Origin of the sequence: Staphylococcus schweitzeri (genome assembly GCF_002902405.1) — a bacterium.
Classification (GTDB): domain Bacteria; phylum Bacillota; class Bacilli; order Staphylococcales; family Staphylococcaceae; genus Staphylococcus; species Staphylococcus schweitzeri.
Genome location: NZ_PPQS01000014.1, coordinates 35,806 through 54,584, shown reverse-complemented (window position 1 = coordinate 54,584; position 18,779 = coordinate 35,806). Strand labels below are relative to the sequence as shown.

Sequence of the window (18,779 nt, the reverse complement as noted above, 5' to 3'; positions counted from 1 at the left end):
TTATCGGTTTCAAATCTGATAAACGATGTTTTCATTTCGAGGAGAATAGTGAAAAGAAATCCTCCACGTAACGAATACAATTAATAAATCAAACACAAATACTTTATGTTAAAATATGTGTCAAAGGAAGTGAGGGTTTGTCATGACATTACATGCTTATTTAGGAAGAGCAGGAACAGGTAAGTCTACGAAAATGTTAACTGAAATAAAACAAAAAATGAAACAAGATCCACTAGGCGATCCGATCATTTTAATTGCACCAACACAAAGTACATTTCAATTAGAACAAGCCTTTGTTAACGATTCAGAATTAAATGGTAGTTTAAGAACGGAAGTACTGCATTTTGAGCGCTTAAGTCACCGTATTTTCCAAGAGGTTGGTAGTTATAGTGAACAAAAACTGTCTAAAGCTGCAATGGAAATGATGATTTATAATATCGTTCAAGAACAGCAACAGCATTTAAAGTTGTACAAATCACAAGCGAAATATTATGGGTTTAGTGAAAAGTTAGCCGAACAAATACAAGACTTTAAAAAATATGCTGTTACGCCTGATCATTTAGATCAGTTTATAACTGACAATCATGTACAGACTAGAACAAAACATAAATTAGAAGATATTGCTTTAATATATCGAGATTTCGAACAACGCATTCAAAATGAATTTATTACTGGCGAAGATGCTTTGCAAAAATTTATTGATTGTATGTCAAAGTCGGAATGGCTTAAAAAAGCAGACATTTATATTGATGGCTTTCATAACTTTTCAACGATTGAATATTTAATTATTAAAGGGTTAATAGAGCATGCGAAAAGTGTAACCATTATATTGACAACAGACGGTAACCAAGACCAATTTAGTATGTTTAGAAAGCCTTCAGAAGTATTACGTCATATTGAGGAAATTGCAAATGAATTAAATATACCGTTAGAACGTCAACATTTTAATCGACAATATCGATTTACTAATCAAGATTTAAAACATCTTGAACTGCAATTTGATGCACTACAAATTAATCAAGAGGCATGCCAAGGTCATATTGATATTTTAGAATCTGCCACAATGAGAGAAGAAATTAATGAAATTGCGAGACGTATTATTATCGATATTAGAGATAAGCACTTAAGGTTTCAAGATATTGCAATTTTATATCGCGATGAATCATATGCATATTTATTTGAGTCAATATTACCGCTATATGATATTCCATTTAACATTGATACGAAGCGTTCGATGACACACCATCCAGTCATGGAAATGATTCGTTCTCTTATTGAAGTTATTCAATCAAATTGGCATGTTAATCCAATGTTGCGCTTGCTTAAAACGGATATATTAACTTCTCAAATTAAAAATAGTGCTTACTTAGTAGATTTGCTTGAAAACTTTGTATTGGAAAGAGGGATATATGGTAAGCGTTGGTTAGATGATAGTTTATTTAATGTTGAACATTTTAGTAAAATGGGACGAAAAGCCCATAAATTGACAGAGGACGAACGTAACACATTTGAACAAGTTATTAAATTAAAACAAGATGTAATCGATAAAATTTTGCATTTTGAAAAGCAGATGTCGCAAGCAGATACAGTAAGAAGCTTTGCAACTGCATTTTATGAAAGTATGGAATATTTTGAGTTGCCAAATCAACTGATGACAGAGCGAGATGAACTTGACTTAAATGGTAACCATGAAAAAGCAGAAGAAATTGATCAAATTTGGAATGGATTGATTCAAATTCTTGACGACTTAGTTCTAGTATTTGGCGATGAACCAATGTCGATGGATCGTTTCTTAGAAGTATTTGATATTGGTTTAGAACAATTAGAATTTGTCATGATTCCGCAAACATTAGATCAAGTAAGTATTGGTACGATGGATTTGGCTAAAGTCGACAATAAGCAACATGTTTACTTAGTAGGTATGAACGATGGTACCATGCCACAACCAGTAACTGCATCAAGTTTAATTACTGATGAAGAAAAGAAATATTTTGAACAACAAGCAAATGTAGAGTTGAGCCCTACATCAGATATTTTACAGATGGATGAAGCATTTGTTTGCTATATTGCTATGACAAGAGCGAGACAAGATGTAACATTTTCATATAGTTTAATGGGATCAAGTGGTGATGATAAAGAGATTAGTCCGTTTTTAACGCAAATTCAAGCGTTATTCAATCAACTTGAAATTACTAACATTCCTCGTTATCACGAAGTAGCACCGCTATCGTTAATGCAACATGTTAAGCAAACGAAAATTGCATTATTTGAAGCGTTACGATCATGGTTAGATGATGAAATTGTCGCTGATAGTTGGTTAGATGCATACCAAGTGATTCGCGATAGTGATGATTTAAATCAAGGACTAAATTATTTAATGTCAGCATTAACTTTTGATAATGAAACTGTACAATTAGGTGAAACACTTTCAAAAGATTTATATGGTAAAGAAATCAATGCCAGTGTTTCCCGTTTTGAAGGTTATCAACAATGTCCATTTAAACATTATGCTTCACATGGTTTGAAATTAAATGAACGAACAAAATATGAACTTCAAAACTTTGATTTAGGTGACATTTTCCACTCTGTTTTAAAATATATTTCTGAACGTATTAATGGTGATTTTAAACAGTTAGACCTTAAAAAAATTAGACAATTAACGAATGAAGCTTTGGAAGAAATTTTACCTAAAGTTCAGTTTAATTTGTTAAATTCTTCAGCATATTATCGTTATTTATCAAGACGCATTGGCGCAATAGTAGAAACGACGCTCAGTGCTTTAAAATATCAAGGCACATATTCTAAATTTATGCCCAAATATTTTGAAACGAGTTTTAGAAGGAAACCAAGAGCAAACGATGAATTAATAGCACAAACATTAACGACATCACAAGGTATTCCAATCAATATTAGAGGACAAATTGACCGCATCGATACGTATACAAAAGATGACACAAGTTTTGTTAATATTATTGACTATAAATCATCTGAAGGAAGTGCGACACTCGACTTAACGAAAGTATATTATGGAATGCAAATGCAAATGATGACATATATGGATATCGTTTTACAAAATAAACAGCGTCTTGGATTAACAGATATCGTGAAACCAGGGGGATTATTATATTTCCATGTTCATGAACCTAGAATTAAATTTAAATCATGGGCAGATATTGATGAAGATAAATTAGAACAAGACTTAATTAAAAAATTTAAGCTCAGTGGTTTAGTGAATGCAGATCAAGCAGTTATTGATGCATTGGACATCCGTTTAGAACCTAAATTCACTTCAGATATAGTACCTGTTGGCTTTAATAAAGATGGTTCGTTAAGTAAACGAGGTAGTCAAGTTGCAGATGAAGAAACAATCTATAAATTTATCCAACATAATAAAGAGAATTTTATAGAAACTGCTTCAAATATTATGGATGGGCATACAGAAGTTGCACCATTAAAATATAAACAAAAATTGCCATGTGCATTTTGTAGTTATCAATCGGTATGTCATGTTGATGGCATGATAGATAGCAAACGATACCGTTCAGTTGATGAAACAATCAATCCAATAGAGGCGATTCAAAATATAAACATTGATGAATTTGGGGGTGAGCAATAAATGACAATTCCAGAGAAACCACAAGGCGTGATTTGGACAGATACACAGTGGCAAAGTATATATGCTTCAGGGCAAGATATACTAGTTGCTGCAGCGGCTGGGTCGGGTAAAACTGCTGTACTAGTCGAGCGGATTATTCAAAAGATTTTACGTGATAGTGTAGATGTTGATCGACTCTTAGTTGTAACTTTTACAAATTTGAGTGCACGTGAAATGAAACTTCGTGTTGATAAACGTATTCAAGAAGCTTCAATTGCTGATCCTATAAACGCTCATTTGAAAAATCAACGCATTAAAATTCATCAAGCGCAAATATCTACGTTACATAGTTTTTGTTTAAAATTAATTCAACAACATTATGATGTGTTAAATATTGATCCGAATTTTAGAACTAGTAGCGAAGCAGAAAATATTTTACTATTGGAGCAAACAATTGATGAAGTGATTGAACAACACTATGATGTCCTTGATCCTGCATTTATAGAATTAACAGAACAATTATCCTCAGATAGAAGTGATGATCAATTTCGGACAATTATCAAGCAACTTTATTTCTTTAGTGTAGCTAATCCAAATCCTTCCCAATGGTTAGATCAATTAGTACAGCCTTATCAAAATGAAGAGCGACAAACACAACTCATTGAACTATTAACAGATTTATCGAAAGTATTCTTAACAGCGGCAAATGATGCTCTAAATAAATCATATGACTTATTTAGCATGATGGATGGGGTTGAAAAGCACTTAGCAATTATAGAAGATGAAAGACGTTTAATGGCGCATGTTCTTGAAGGTGGATTTATTGATATATCTTATTTAACAGGGCATGACTTCGGTGCGCGTTTACCTAATGTAACAGCGAAAATTAAAGAAGCAAATGACATGATGATTGATGCTTTAGAAGATGCTAAACTTCATTATAAAAAATATAAATCATTAATTGATAAAGTTAAAAATGATTACTTTTCAAGAGAAGCTGATGATTTAAAAGAAGACATGCAACAATTAGCGCCACGTGTAAAATATCTTGCACGTATTGTAAAAGATGTGATGTCAGAATTCAACCGTAAAAAACGTAGTAAAAATATTTTAGACTTTTCCGATTATGAACATTTTGCACTACAAATTTTAATAAATGAAGATGGTACGCCATCAGAAATTGCAGAATCATACCGTCAACATTTTCATGAAATCTTAGTTGATGAATACCAAGATACTAACAGAGTTCAGGAGAAAATATTATCTTGTATCAAAACTGGAGATGAACATAACGGTAATTTATTTATGGTGGGTGATGTTAAGCAATCCATTTATAAATTTAGACAAGCAGATCCAAGTCTATTTATTGAAAAATATCAACGATTTACCATAGACGGCGAAAATAGTGGACGCCGAATTGATTTATCGCAAAATTTCCGCTCGCGAAAAGAAGTATTAGCGACAACAAACTATTTGTTTAAGCACATGATGGATGAACAAGTAGGCGAAGTGAATTATGATTCAGCGGCGCAATTGTATTATGGTGCACCATTTGATGAAACGAACCATCCAGTTAACTTAAAAGTATTAGTTGAAGCGAATCAAGAACATAGTGACTTAACTGGCAGTGAAAAAGAAGCGCACTTTATTGTAGAACAAGTTAAAGATATTTTAGAGCATCAAAAGGTTTATGATATGAAATCTCAAAGTTATCGAAGTGCGACTTATAAAGATATTGTCATTTTAGAACGTAGTTTTGGACAAGCTCGTAATTTACAGCAAGCCTTTAAAAATGAAGATATTCCGTTTCATGTAAATAGTCGTGAAGGGTACTTTGAACAAACAGAAGTCCGCTTAGTATTGTCATTTTTAAGAGCGATAGATAATCCACTGCAAGATATTTATTTAGTGGGTTTAATGCGTTCCGTTATTTATCAGTTCAAAGAAGATGAATTAGCACAAATTAGAATATTAAGTCCAAATGATGATTATTTTTATCAATCGATTGTGAATTATATTAAAGATGAAGAAGCTGATAAATCTTTAGTTGAAAAATTAAAATTATTTTTAAAAGACATTCAGCGTTATCAGCAATATAGTCAAGACCATCCTGTATATCAGTTAATCGATTTATTTTATAACGATCATTATGTTATTCAATATTTTAGTGGGTTAATTGGTGGTCGTGGACGTCGTGCGAATCTATATGGACTATTTAATAAAGCGATTGAATTTGAAAATTCTAGTTTTAGAGGTTTATATCAATTTATTCGATTTATTGATGAACTTATCGATAGAGGTAAAGATTTTGGTGAAGAAAATGTTGTAGGACCAAATGATAATGTTGTGCGAATGATGACGATTCATAGTAGTAAAGGTCTAGAATTTCCATTTGTTATTTATTCTGGACTTTCCAAAGATTTCAATAAACGTGATTTGAAACAACCAGTGATTTTAAATCAACAATATGGTCTTGGCATGGATTATTTTGATGTTGAAAAAGAAATGGCATTTCCATCTTTAGCATCAGTTGCATATAAAGCTGTTGCCGAAAAAGAACTTGTATCAGAAGAAATGCGTTTAATTTATGTAGCATTAACACGTGCTAAAGAGCAACTTTATTTAATCGGTAGAGTGAAAAATGATAAATCGTTACAAGAATTAGAGCAATTGTCTATTTCTGGTAAGCACATTGCTGTCAATGAGCGACTAACATCTCCAAATCCGTTTCAACTGATATATGGTATTTTAGCGAAACATCAATCTACTTCACTTCCTGATGATTTAAAATTTGAAAAAGATATTATGCAGGTTGAAGATAGTAGTCGCCCAAATGTAAAAATTACTATCGAATATTTTGAAGACATATCTACTGAAGCGGTTTTAGAAAATGATGAATATCATTCTGTAGCTCAATTAAAAGGAATGACAAAAGGAAATGAAGACACCCAAGCTAAAATTAAATATCAGCTGTCATATCAATATCCCTATGAACAAGATACTTTAAAGCCTTCAAAGCAATCTGTATCTGAATTAAAGCGACAATTGGAAACAGAAGAAAGTGGAACAAGTTATGAACGAGTAAGACAATATCGCATAGGCTTTTCTACATATGAACGTCCTAAATTTTTAAGTGAACAAGGTAAAAGAAAAGCAAATGAAATAGGAACTTTAATGCACACTGTTATGCAACATTTACCGTTTAAAATGGAACGTTTATCAGAAGAGGAGTTAAATGATTATATTGATGGTTTAATCGAAAAGCATATTATTGAACAAGATGCGAAAAAGGATATACGTGTGGATGAAATTATGTCGTTTATTAATAGTGACTTATATTTATCTATTGCTCAGGCTGATCAAGTATATAGAGAGTTGCCATTTGTTGTTAATCAAGCATTAGTAGATCAATTGCCACAGTCAGATGAAGATGCATCTATTATTCAAGGTATGATTGACTTAATATTTGTTAAAAATGGTGTGCACTACTTTGTAGACTATAAAACAGATGCATTTAATCGTCGCCTCGGTATGACAGATGAAGAAATTGGTGCACAACTGAAAAATAAATATAAAATTCAAATGAAATATTACCAAAACACATTGCAAACGATTTTAAAAACAGAAGTTAAAGGGTATTTATATTTCTTCAAATTTGGAACATTACAGCTATAGTTTTTAATTTTAAAAATAATAAAAATTTTTTTGGATAATGTATAAAATCCTATAGCTAAAACCATCTCAGTTCATTTTCAAAATTGTCTTACTTATTTATTTGTTATTTGATAACGAAAAAAGTTATAATGTGAATTAAGATAAAGATGAGGAGTTGAGAATGAATGAAATTCTTATCATTCAAGTATAATGACAGGACTTCATATGGCGTTAAAGTAAAACGTGAAGATGCTGTTTGGGATTTAACATTAGTATTTGCTGACTTTGCAGAAGGAGATTTTCATCCTAAAACATTGTTAGCTGGTTTACAACAAAATCATACTTTAGATTTTCAAGAACAAGTACGAAAAGCAGTTGTAGCAGCAGAAGATAGCGGCAGAGCTGAAGATTATAAAATTTCATTTAACGACATAGAATTTTTACCGCCAGTTACACCGCCAAATAATGTGATTGCTTTTGGTAGAAATTATAAAAATCATGCAAATGAATTAAACCATGAAGTAGAACGATTATATGTATTTACAAAAGCGGCATCATCTTTAACTGGTGATAATGCGACAATTCCAAATCATAAAGATATTACAGATCAATTAGATTATGAAGGCGAATTAGGTATCGTAATTGGTAAGTCTGGTGAAAAGATTCCAAAAGCACTTGCTTTAGACTATGTATATGGTTATACAATTATCAATGATATTACTGACCGTAAGGCACAAAATGAACAGGATCAAGCATTTTTATCAAAAAGTTTGACTGGTGGTTGTCCAATGGGTCCATATATTGTGACTAAAGATGAATTACCATTACCTGAAAATGTAAATATCGTTACAAAAGTGAATAATGAAATTCGTCAAGATGGTAATACAAGTGAAATGATCCTTAAAATTGATGAATTAATTGAAGAAATTTCAAAATATGTTGCATTACACCCAGGAGATATAATTGCAACTGGTACTCCAGGTGGCGTTGGTGCTGGTATGCAACCACCTAAATTTTTACAACCAGGTGACGAAGTTAAAGTTACTATTGATAATATTGGAACATTAACAACATATATTGCTAAATAAATATATTTGAACAAAGCTAATCAGTCCTAATTTGGATTGGTTAGTTTTTTGTATTACATTTCGATTATTAAAAAAGATGAGGTATGAGAATTAAAAAGAAGTTATAAATGAATTTCGCTAATTTTACAAAATATAGATTTTCCTAATTAGCAATAAAATGTCATGTCATTTCTATCATTTATATAAATGTGGTAGAATATATATTCATGTATAATCAAATCATGATTGAATTACAGGTAAGTGGGTATTTATCACACAAAGTTATAATTTAATAACTAAAATTATTAAAGTGGGGGGAATCAATATGTTGCATTTACATATACTAAGTTGGGTATTAGCGATTATTTTATTTATCGCTACATATTTAAATATTTCGAAAAAACAAGGTGGATCACCATTTTTCAAACCGCTACACATGGTTTTACGCTTATTTATGCTTTTAACATTAATCTCAGGATTTTGGGTATTAATTCAGTCATTTATGAATGGCGGGGCAAATCATATGTTGCTTACATTGAAAATGCTATGTGGCGTTGCAGTAGTTGGATTGATGGAAGTATCGATTGCTAAAAGAAAGAGACATGAACAAAGTCACACAATGTTTTGGATAACAATGGCATTAATTATCATTACAATGGTATTAGGTGTCATTCTACCGTTAGGGCCACTATCAAAATTATTCGGCATTGGCTAATTGATAAGATATATAGAATATGACATAAGGCATGGACAAATATTAGTCCAAGACCTTATGTCTTTTTTGATTCTAAAAATGTTTAAACATAAAAAATGGACTGGATAGTAGTACCAGTCCAACATAATTCTAACCTAGACAATTAAGATTAGATTGAATCGCATGATTCATTTATTTAGCTTTGTAACCAATCATATTGATTAAATCTTTAGGGTGGCTATATGGTGGTGCATAAGCCACTTCAAACTCAGTTAACTCATCTACAGTTAGCTGGTTCATCATTGCCATCGATAGTACATCAATACGTTTATCTGCACCTTCTTTTCCTACTGCAGCTGCTCTTAAAATCTGACGGTTTGAAGTGTCATAATATACTCTTAAGTGTAAAGGGGAATTTCCTGGGTAATAATTCGCGTGTGCACCTTGAGTGACTTCCACCATTTTATAGTCAAATTGCTTTAGTTCGTTTGGTTTAACGCCGACACTCGCAAATGTATAATCAAAGAACTTCACAATATTGTTGCCTAAGAAGCCTTTGAATTCAATAGTGTCATTTCCAGCAATTTGTTCGGCAACAATACTTGCTGCACGGTGAGCGCCCCAAGCTAAAGGAACACTAGCCGGTAGATCGACATGTCGATAATGTGATGTTGCAATATCGCCTATTGCATAAATGTTTGGAACATTTGTTTCAAATTTATCGTTTACCGGTATGAAACCTTTTCGATCAAGTTTGATATTTGAACTTTCGATAAATTTTGAATTGGGGTGAGTACCGACACCTTCAATAATCATATCGTAATGTTCAACTTTTCCTGATTTAAATGTAATTTCATTTCCATTGATAGCATCAATTTCCTCATTTAAACGGTATGGAATCTCCCGCTTATCTAATTCATCAAGTATAGGTTGATTCATGTCGGCATCCATTAATTTATTTATCTTATCAGAGCGATGAATTAAAGTAGGGTGTAAACCACGTTCATAAAGATTTTCAAGAACTTCTAATGAAACATACCCTGCACCTACAACCAATACTTTAACAACTTGATTTGCTTTGATGAATTGATCGATAGCATCAGTGTCTTCTAAATTTCTAAGTGTAAATGTAATATCACTTTCAAAGCCAAGGCTATTTGCACTTGCACCAGGGCTTAAAATGAGTTTATCGTAAGATTCTTCAAATTGTTCGTTGGTCTTTCTATTTAACACAGATACAGTTTGCTTTTCATCATTGATTGCAATGACTTCATGATATGTTTTAACTGTAATTCGCTTACGATTATAAAATTTTTCAGGAGTGTAAGCTAATGCTAAACGTCTATCTTCTACAACTTCACCTATTACATATGGTAAAGCACAATTTGCAAAACTCATATCTCTATCTTTTTCAAATATAATAATGTCACTTTCTTTATCTAAACGTCGAATTTGACTGGCACATGTTGCACCACCAGCTACTGCTCCGACAACAACGATTTTCGGCATTGTTAATAACCTCCTATTTTTTAAAAATATTATAAAATGTATAGACATAAATTAACAGTAATATCTAATGTTTAAGTTAAAGAAATCATTTAAATATCTACCAATGCCATCTTCGTTATTATTGAACGTAATATTGTTTGCTACATCTTTAAGTTCTTGTAAACCATTTTCCATTGCAACCCCATGGCGAGCATATTCAATCATTTCAATATCATTATCTTCATCACCGAACGCAATAATATTATTGCGATCTATATTTAAAAATTGTCTGACTTGTTCAATGCCTCTGGCTTTATTAATACCAAGTTTAACAATTTCAATGACTGGGAATGGGGCACCCCAACGACGATGTTCAATATGGTCTGCATAAAAATGTGTGAGCATATTTTTGATTTCAGGAATTTTACATTCCTCAGCTTCAATTAAAATTGAGGTAGGGGATTCTTTCAAATGGACAAGAAGATTACCTGTTTGGATTTTAGGATTACCCATTGAAAATCCTTCAAATAATCTTGGGTCATGATTGTTAATAAAAACATAATCTTTTACTTCTGCAATGATATTAGACACTTGATATTGCTGTAACCCTTGAATGATATTTTGTGCTACACCTAAGTCTAATATTTCATGGACAGTTTTAAAGTTTTTGTCTTTTGGATGATGTACGTATGCACCATTAAAGTTAACAATAGGTGTCGTTAAATTTAATTCATGATAATACATTTGACTTGCACGATAAGGTCTGCCAGTCGCAATCATAATTTGGTGTCCACGTTGTTGTAATTCATTTAATACTTGTTTAGTATATGATGAAATTTCTTTGTTATCGTTTAATAATGTTCCGTCTAAATCTAGACATATTAAATGTGGTTGCATTTCTCTCTCCTCATAAGTTGCTTAGTTCATATAGATACATCATAGCATTTTATTGGCGTTTTGTCGGATATTTGATATATTAGGGATAATATGACAATAAAGAGGTGATAGGATGGAAGAGGCATTAAAAGATAGCATTTTAGGTGCATTAGAAATGGTAATAGACCCGGAATTAGGTATTGATATCGTTAATTTAGGTTTAGTATACAAAGTAAATGTTGATGATGAAGGTGTATGTACAGTTGATATGACGTTAACTTCGATGGGATGCCCAATGGGACCTCAAATTATTGACCAAGTTAAAACTGTATTAGCAGAGCTTCCAGAAATTCAAGATACAGAAGTAAACATCGTCTGGAGTCCACCTTGGACAAAAGATATGATGTCTCGCTATGCAAAGATTGCACTAGGTGTAAGTTAATATTTAAATATATAAGAGCAGTTAGATGTTGAAAATACATTTAACTGTTTTTTATTTTAATATTAAGCCAGTCAAATAAAGTGAAGATATCCTTTAATGGAACTTAAAGATTATTTCAATTTAAAATCCTAAACGTACCATTATTGAAAAAAGATAAAGCGATGCACTTATACTCAAATGTACTTAATTAAAATTTTATGTTTGAGAAGTGTTGAACATAAATAATTAATAACAAAATAGATGTCGAACTACTTTTTTGCAGAACGAATTTTTAATAAAAAAAACTGATAATAAATTGAATTTATATTACAGTTGTATTACAATACATAATACTTCATAGTTTATAAGTGACGAGTTGCATTACTAAATCGAAATTAAATGTGTAAAGTAAGTGATTAAGCATTATAAGTTTTCTCAATTTACTACTAATCAATTTTTTATACGTGATTCGATAAATTAAATATGCATTTCACTATTCTTTTAAACAACACTTAACATTTTTATAAAGCATCCAAGAATAACAGTTTTAAAAGGGAAGAATGCAAAATGAATAAAACAAAGGATTATACACAGCATAAAAAGCTAAGGTACATGCCTGGATTAGATGGTTTAAGAGCTATCGCAGTTTTAGGCATTATTATTTATCATTTAAACAAACAATGGTTGACGGGTGGATTTTTAGGAGTCGATACATTTTTTGTAATATCAGGTTATTTAATAACAAGTTTGTTACTCAAAGAATTTGAAGATACTGGAATTATAAAACTGAAAAGCTTTTGGATTCGACGTTTAAAACGATTATTACCTGCAGTTATTGTACTGTTAATGGTTGTAGGAACAGCTACATTACTATTAAAACCAGACAATATTGTTAGAGTCAAACATGATATAATTGCTGCCATTTTTTATGTATCAAATTGGTGGTATATTGCAAAAGATGTCAATTATTTCGAACAATTTTCATTTATGCCATTAAAGCATTTATGGTCACTTGCAATAGAAGAACAGTTTTACTTATTTTTTCCTGTAATATTAATTATACTATTATTATTGATTAAAAAACGTTATAAAATAGGATTTATATTTTGGTTAGTTTCTTTGTTATCTTTGGGATTAATGATTTATCTTTCAAGCTTTCATGTTAATCATTCACGAGTTTATTTTGGTACAGACACAAGATTACAAACATTGTTATTGGGTGTTTTATTAGCATTTCTATGGCCACCATTTAAGTTGAAAAACGATCCTCCTAAAGCTGTAAAATATACAATAGACGCTATTGGTATTTTGGCATTTATAACATTAATGTGTTTATCTATCATTGTAAATGATGAGAGTAATTGGATTTACGATGGAGGTTTCTATTTAATTTCAACAGTAACTTTATTTATAATTGCTACTGTTGTACATCCAACAACGTTGATGGCAAAGGCATTTTCAAATCCGGTTTTAGTATATATTGGTAAAAGATCATATAGTTTATACTTATGGCATTTTCCCGTAATTAGTTTTATACATAGTTATTACGTTGATGGTCAAATACCAAAATATGTGTATGCTATAGATATAGTATTAACTATAATTTTAGCAGAACTTTCTTATCGTTATATTGAAACACCATTTAGAAAAGAAGGATTACATTCGTTGAATTGGCATCCAACTTTTATACCGCAGTTTATTAGAACAGTACTAATTATCACTTTGTTGATACCTTTTATGCTCATATTAGTTGGTGCTTTTAATCACTATGGTAAAGATATCATTGGTGAAAAAGCGAATAGTTTTGATACATCTTTAGAAGATAATTATCAAGCTAGAATAGCACCTGTAGAAAATATTCATATTGATGGTTTAATTGATGAAAAGAAAAAACCGTCATCAGATGTTTATCATAATATTAAACCACTTTTAATCGGTGATTCAGTTATGGTCGATATTGGAGAATCATTTAAAGATTCTGTACCAAAATCTAGAATTGATGGCAAAGTTGGGCGTCAATTATATCAAACCTTACCATTAGTTAAAGCTAACTATACGCAATATAACAAGTCATCAGATCAAGTTGTCTTAGAATTAGGAACAAATGGTGATTTTACCGTAAAGCAATTAGATGATTTACTTAATCATTTTGGTAAGGCAAAAATTTATCTAGTTAACACGCGTGTGCCACGAATATACGAAGCGAATGTAAATAGGTTATTAGCTGACGCCGCCAAAAGAAAAGAAAATGTTACTTTAATTGATTGGCATAAGCGATCTCAAGGTCATAGCGAATATTTTGCACCGGATGGCGTACATTTAGAATATAAAGGTGTTTTAGCTTTAAAAGATGAAATTTTAAAGGCTCTAAAAAAGAAATAACATATGTTTAGTAAGTCTAGTTAATGTATAAATGAACATTAGCTAGGCTTTTTCACTGGTGAAAAATTATTTGTGAAAATTTGAGAAAAGCAAAGTGAAAATGTTGATAAATTGTGAAATAGGGACTATAATAGAATTAAGGTCAAAGAAAGTCAAAGTCAAAAAGAAACTTTGACCAACTCTACGATTTAGAGGTGAAAAATATGGATATAAATAAAATGACTTATGCGGTACAAAGTACCTTACAACACGCTGTTGAACTGAGTCAGCAACATAAATTACAAAATATAGAAATTGAGGCAATTTTAAGCGCTGCCTTAAATGAAAGTGAAAGCTTGTATAAAAGTATATTAGAACGAGCAAATATCGAGGTAGATCAATTAAACAAAGCTTATGAAGACAAACTAAAAACCTATGCATCTGTAGAAGGTGACAATATTCAATATGGTCAATATATTAGCCAACAAGCAAACCAATTGATAACTAAAGCTGAATTATACATGAAAGAATATGAAGATGAATATATTTCAATGGAGCATATTTTACGTGCGGCAATGGACATTGATCAAACAACAAAACATTATATAAATAATAAAATAGAAGTTATCAAAGAAATTATTATAAAAGTAAGAGGGGGAAATCACGTGACATCACAAAATCCTGAAGTTAATTACGAAGCATTAGCTAAATATGGCCGCGACTTAGTAGAAGAAGTTAGACAAGGTAAAATGGATCCTGTTATAGGAAGAGATGAAGAAATTCGAAATACGATTCGTATTTTAAGTCGTAAAACTAAAAACAACCCTGTGCTCATTGGTGAACCAGGTGTTGGTAAAACAGCAATTGTTGAAGGATTAGCGCAACGTATAGTTAAGAAAGATGTTCCAGAATCTTTATTAGATAAAACTGTTTTCGAGTTAGATTTAAGCGCATTAGTAGCGGGCGCTAAATATCGTGGTGAGTTTGAAGAGAGATTAAAAGCCGTCCTAAAAGAAGTTAAAGATTCTGATGGTAGAATTATATTATTTATTGATGAAATCCATATGCTTGTAGGTGCTGGTAAAACAGATGGTGCCATGGACGCTGGTAACATGCTAAAACCAATGTTAGCTCGTGGAGAGTTACATTGTATTGGTGCAACAACTTTAAATGAATATCGAGAATATATTGAAAAAGATTCAGCATTAGAGCGTCGTTTCCAAAAAGTAGCAGTTAGTGAGCCTGATGTTGAAGATACAATTTCAATTTTACGTGGTTTAAAAGAACGATATGAAGTGTATCACGGTGTGCGAATTCAAGATAGAGCATTAGTTGCTGCCGCTGAATTGTCTGATCGTTATATCACTGATCGATTTTTACCAGATAAAGCGATTGATTTAGTTGACCAAGCATGTGCAACAATTCGTACTGAAATGGGATCAAACCCAACTGAATTGGATCAAGTTAATAGACGTGTAATGCAATTAGAAATTGAAGAAAGCGCACTTAAAAATGAATCTGACAATGCAAGCAAACAAAGACTACAAGAACTACAAGAAGAGCTTGCCAATGAAAAGGAAAAACAAGCTGCACTTCAATCACGTGTAGAATCAGAAAAAGAAAAAATAGCTAAGTTGCAAGAAAAACGTGCACAACTAGATGAAAGTAGACAAGCGTTGGAAGATGCACAAACAAATAATAATTTAGAAAAAGCTGCGGAACTACAATATGGAACAATTCCTCAATTAGAAAAAGAACTTAGAGAATTAGAGGATAACTTCCAAGATGAGCAAGGTGAAGATACAGATCGAATGATTCGTGAAGTTGTGACAGACGAAGAAATTGGTGACATTGTCAGCCAATGGACAGGCATACCAGTTTCAAAATTAGTTGAAACAGAGCGCGAAAAATTACTTCACTTAAGTGATATCTTGCATAAACGTGTGGTAGGCCAAGATAAAGCAGTTGACCTGGTTTCAGATGCAGTAGTTAGAGCGAGAGCAGGTATTAAAGATCCGAATAGACCTATTGGTAGTTTCTTATTCCTAGGTCCTACTGGGGTAGGTAAAACTGAATTAGCTAAATCATTAGCTGCATCATTATTTGATTCTGAAAAACATATGATTCGTATTGATATGAGTGAATATATGGAAAAACATGCAGTATCACGTTTAATTGGTGCGCCTCCAGGATATATTGGACATGATGAAGGTGGTCAATTAACTGAAGCGGTTCGTCGTAATCCATACTCAGTTATTTTATTAGATGAGGTTGAAAAAGCACATACTGACGTCTTTAATGTATTATTGCAAATTTTAGACGAAGGCCGTTTAACTGATTCTAAAGGACGCAGTGTTGATTTTAAAAATACTATTATTATTATGACAAGTAATATTGGATCTCAAGTTTTATTAGAAAACGTAAAAGAGACTGGCGAAATTACAGAATCAACAGAAAAAGCTGTTATGACAAGTTTAAATGCATATTTCAAACCAGAAATTTTGAATCGTATGGATGACATCGTATTATTTAAACCATTATCTATCGATGACATGAGTATGATTGTAGACAAAATTTTAACGCAATTAAATATAAGATTACTTGAACAACGAATCTCAATTGAAGTTTCTGACGATGCTAAAGCTTGGCTAGGTCAAGAAGCTTATGAACCTCAGTACGGTGCAAGACCATTGAAACGTTTTGTACAACGCCAAATTGAAACACCATTAGCACGTATGATGATTAAAGAGGGATTCCCAGAAGGTACAACTATTAAAATTAATTTAAATTCAGACAATAACTTAACGTTTAATGTTGAAAAAATTCATGAATAAAAATGAACCAAGAATGTGATGAATAGTCGCATTCTTGGTTTTTTAGATTTGAAACTTATTATAATTGTTCATTGGCAATATACTTTTTAAATGATTTAATAAAAGCCAATATTTCCGGACTTTCTTTTTTGCTGTAAACATATGTAAATGATATAGGTGCTTGTAAAATTTTCGTGTTAATAACCGAAATATTGTAATCACTATTTGTTGTTATATAAATAGGCAGGAATGATATACCTTGATTCATTTCGATTAATTTAATTGAAGTATGCACATCATTGATAGATAGAAATTGTGCTTTTTCATAAATATTAAAAATGTTATTTTTAAGTGATGACCAATATTCTGGATGGTTATCACTTATTATTTTGTATTTTTCAAATAAAGATGCCTCAGTTAGAAGATGATTATTCTCTTTATTGGGAGCAATCAATACAATTTTACCTTCGCATACTTTTTCAGAATGAACTTCTCTTAGTTTAGGTTGATTTCTGCTAATCCCGATGTCATACGTATGATTATTAATATCTTTTTCAATATTTTCATTTTTGACATGAAGAGAAACATCGATAAACGGATGCTCGTTAAAGAAAGATTTTAAAAATTTGGGCATAATGAATGTCGCGATATATGAAGATACGACAACATTTAATTTCGATTGAAACATCGTCTTTTTAAGTTGGATATGCTTGATGCCACTTTCATATTGTTCAATAAAACTTTGCGCAATTGGAAGAAATGTATGTCCATCTTCAGTCAAGATAATTTGATTTTTATAAGTTTCAAATAGTTTCACATTGAGATGCTGTTCTAAATTTTTAATTTGCTTATGTATAGAAGGTATAGTGAGATTAATTTCTTCACTAGCTAATCGATAGTTTAACGTCTTCGCTAAAATGACAAATGTATAGTACCAATCCAAATTCATGAACTTACCTCTTTCAAAAAAGTTAATGATCCATTAGAAAATATTTAATTTTTATTGAATAAAAATAATATTAATATTATATCAGAGGTTATCGAAGGGGTGAATGTTTAATAATATTTTATTTTACAAGGAGAGAGCAACATGAAAATAAAAACTGAATTTAAAGGGAATAATATACCATATGAATACGCAGCAGGTGCAGATGTGAGTGATTCAATTAACGGGAATCCAATTAAATCATTTCCATTTGAAGTAACTGAATTACCGGAAGGGACTAAATATCTTGCTTGGTCTTTAATTGACTATGATGCAATTCCTGTGTGTGGCTTTGCTTGGATTCATTGGAGTGTAGCTAATGTAAATGTTAGTGGCAATTCAATTTCTATAAAAGCAGATTTATCAAGAACAAAAGGTGACTATGTACAAGGTAAAAATAGCTTTACTAGTGGGTTGTTGGCTGAAGATTTTTCAGAAATAGAAAATCACTATGTAGGACCAACACCACCTGATAAAGATCATCAATATGAATTAACAGTTTATGCGTTAGATCATTCTTTAAATTTGAAGAACGGGTTCTACTTGAATGAATTTTTAAAAGAAGTAAATCAACATAAAATTGATCAAACAAGTATTAACCTTATAGGAAGAAAAATTTAATACTAAATATCTCATCAATATAAAATTGTTCAATTAAAAGTACAAAGAAACAAGGGTTTTAATTTATATTTTAAGTACGACTTTCGCTATAGTGTAATGAAATAATTAAATTTAAGAAATGTAAACTTAGTTATTGTAATGTGAATTTGTTTGAAAAAATAGAAAGTATTAACAATTACAGCTTTTACATTAATTAAAATTTAT

General features: G+C 31.3%; 11 protein-coding genes. 8 read left to right on the top strand and 3 right to left on the bottom strand.

Translation table 11 applies throughout. The features are described from left to right. Positions 1-142 precede the first annotated feature (142 nt). The 4 genes from addB (at position 143) to CD116_RS03440 (ending at position 9,031) form a co-directional block, all read left to right on the top strand. The gene (gene addB, locus CD116_RS03455) at positions 143-3,616 is read left to right on the top strand and encodes a helicase-exonuclease AddAB subunit AddB (RefSeq protein ID WP_047551178.1); all 3,474 of its coding nucleotides are present in this window, start codon (positions 143-145) and stop codon (positions 3,614-3,616) included. Further along, positions 3,617-7,270, top strand: coding sequence for a helicase-exonuclease AddAB subunit AddA (gene addA, locus CD116_RS03450; RefSeq protein ID WP_047551181.1), 3,654 nt, complete (start codon positions 3,617-3,619; stop codon positions 7,268-7,270). It abuts the gene before it with no gap. Positions 7,271-7,434: 164 nt separating this feature from the next. Further along, a complete protein-coding gene (locus CD116_RS03445) occupies positions 7,435-8,337 on the top strand; it encodes a fumarylacetoacetate hydrolase family protein (RefSeq protein ID WP_047424645.1) in 903 nt (300 codons plus the stop codon). 304 nt (positions 8,338-8,641) lie between these two features. Beyond that, positions 8,642-9,031 carry a YisL family protein gene (locus CD116_RS03440; protein WP_047532351.1) on the top strand — a complete coding sequence of 130 codons (390 nt, stop codon included), beginning with the start codon at positions 8,642-8,644 and terminating at the stop codon, positions 9,029-9,031. 171 nt (positions 9,032-9,202) lie between these two features. Here the strand turns inward: CD116_RS03440 and CD116_RS03435 are convergent, their stop codons facing one another. Then, on the bottom strand, positions 9,203-10,519 hold the full coding sequence (locus tag CD116_RS03435) for a CoA-disulfide reductase (RefSeq protein WP_047551184.1): 1,317 nt from the start codon (positions 10,517-10,519) through the stop codon (positions 9,203-9,205). Positions 10,520-10,570: 51 nt separating this feature from the next. Further along, positions 10,571-11,395: a Cof-type HAD-IIB family hydrolase gene (locus tag CD116_RS03430; RefSeq protein ID WP_047531277.1), complete on the bottom strand. Its 825-nt coding sequence runs from the start codon at positions 11,393-11,395 to the stop codon at positions 10,571-10,573. A 112-nt stretch (positions 11,396-11,507) separates the two neighbouring features. Here CD116_RS03430 and CD116_RS03425 point away from each other — a divergent pair, with 112 nt between their 5' ends. From CD116_RS03425 to clpB, 3 genes are all read left to right on the top strand, one after another. Beyond that, a complete protein-coding gene (locus tag CD116_RS03425; protein WP_031787316.1) occupies positions 11,508-11,816 on the top strand; it encodes a metal-sulfur cluster assembly factor in 309 nt (102 codons plus the stop codon). Between the two features lie 546 nt (positions 11,817-12,362). Continuing rightward, positions 12,363-14,177 (top strand): acyltransferase family protein, encoded by a 1,815-nt coding sequence (locus tag CD116_RS03420; RefSeq protein WP_047551187.1) that lies wholly within the window; start codon positions 12,363-12,365, stop codon positions 14,175-14,177. 203 nt (positions 14,178-14,380) lie between these two features. Next, positions 14,381-16,990, top strand: a complete 2,610-nt coding sequence (gene clpB / locus CD116_RS03410) for an ATP-dependent chaperone ClpB (protein WP_047551190.1) — start codon at positions 14,381-14,383, stop codon at positions 16,988-16,990. 58 nt (positions 16,991-17,048) lie between these two features. Here the strand turns inward: clpB and CD116_RS03405 are convergent, their stop codons facing one another. Beyond that, entirely contained in the window at positions 17,049-17,918 is an 870-nt protein-coding gene (locus CD116_RS03405) for a LysR family transcriptional regulator (protein ID WP_047551193.1), read from the bottom strand. A gap of 141 nt (positions 17,919-18,059) precedes the next feature. Here CD116_RS03405 and CD116_RS03400 point away from each other — a divergent pair, with 141 nt between their 5' ends. Continuing rightward, complete coding sequence (locus CD116_RS03400; protein WP_047531286.1) at positions 18,060-18,575, top strand: YbhB/YbcL family Raf kinase inhibitor-like protein; 516 nt, start codon at positions 18,060-18,062, stop codon at positions 18,573-18,575. Positions 18,576-18,779: the final 204 nt, after the last annotated feature.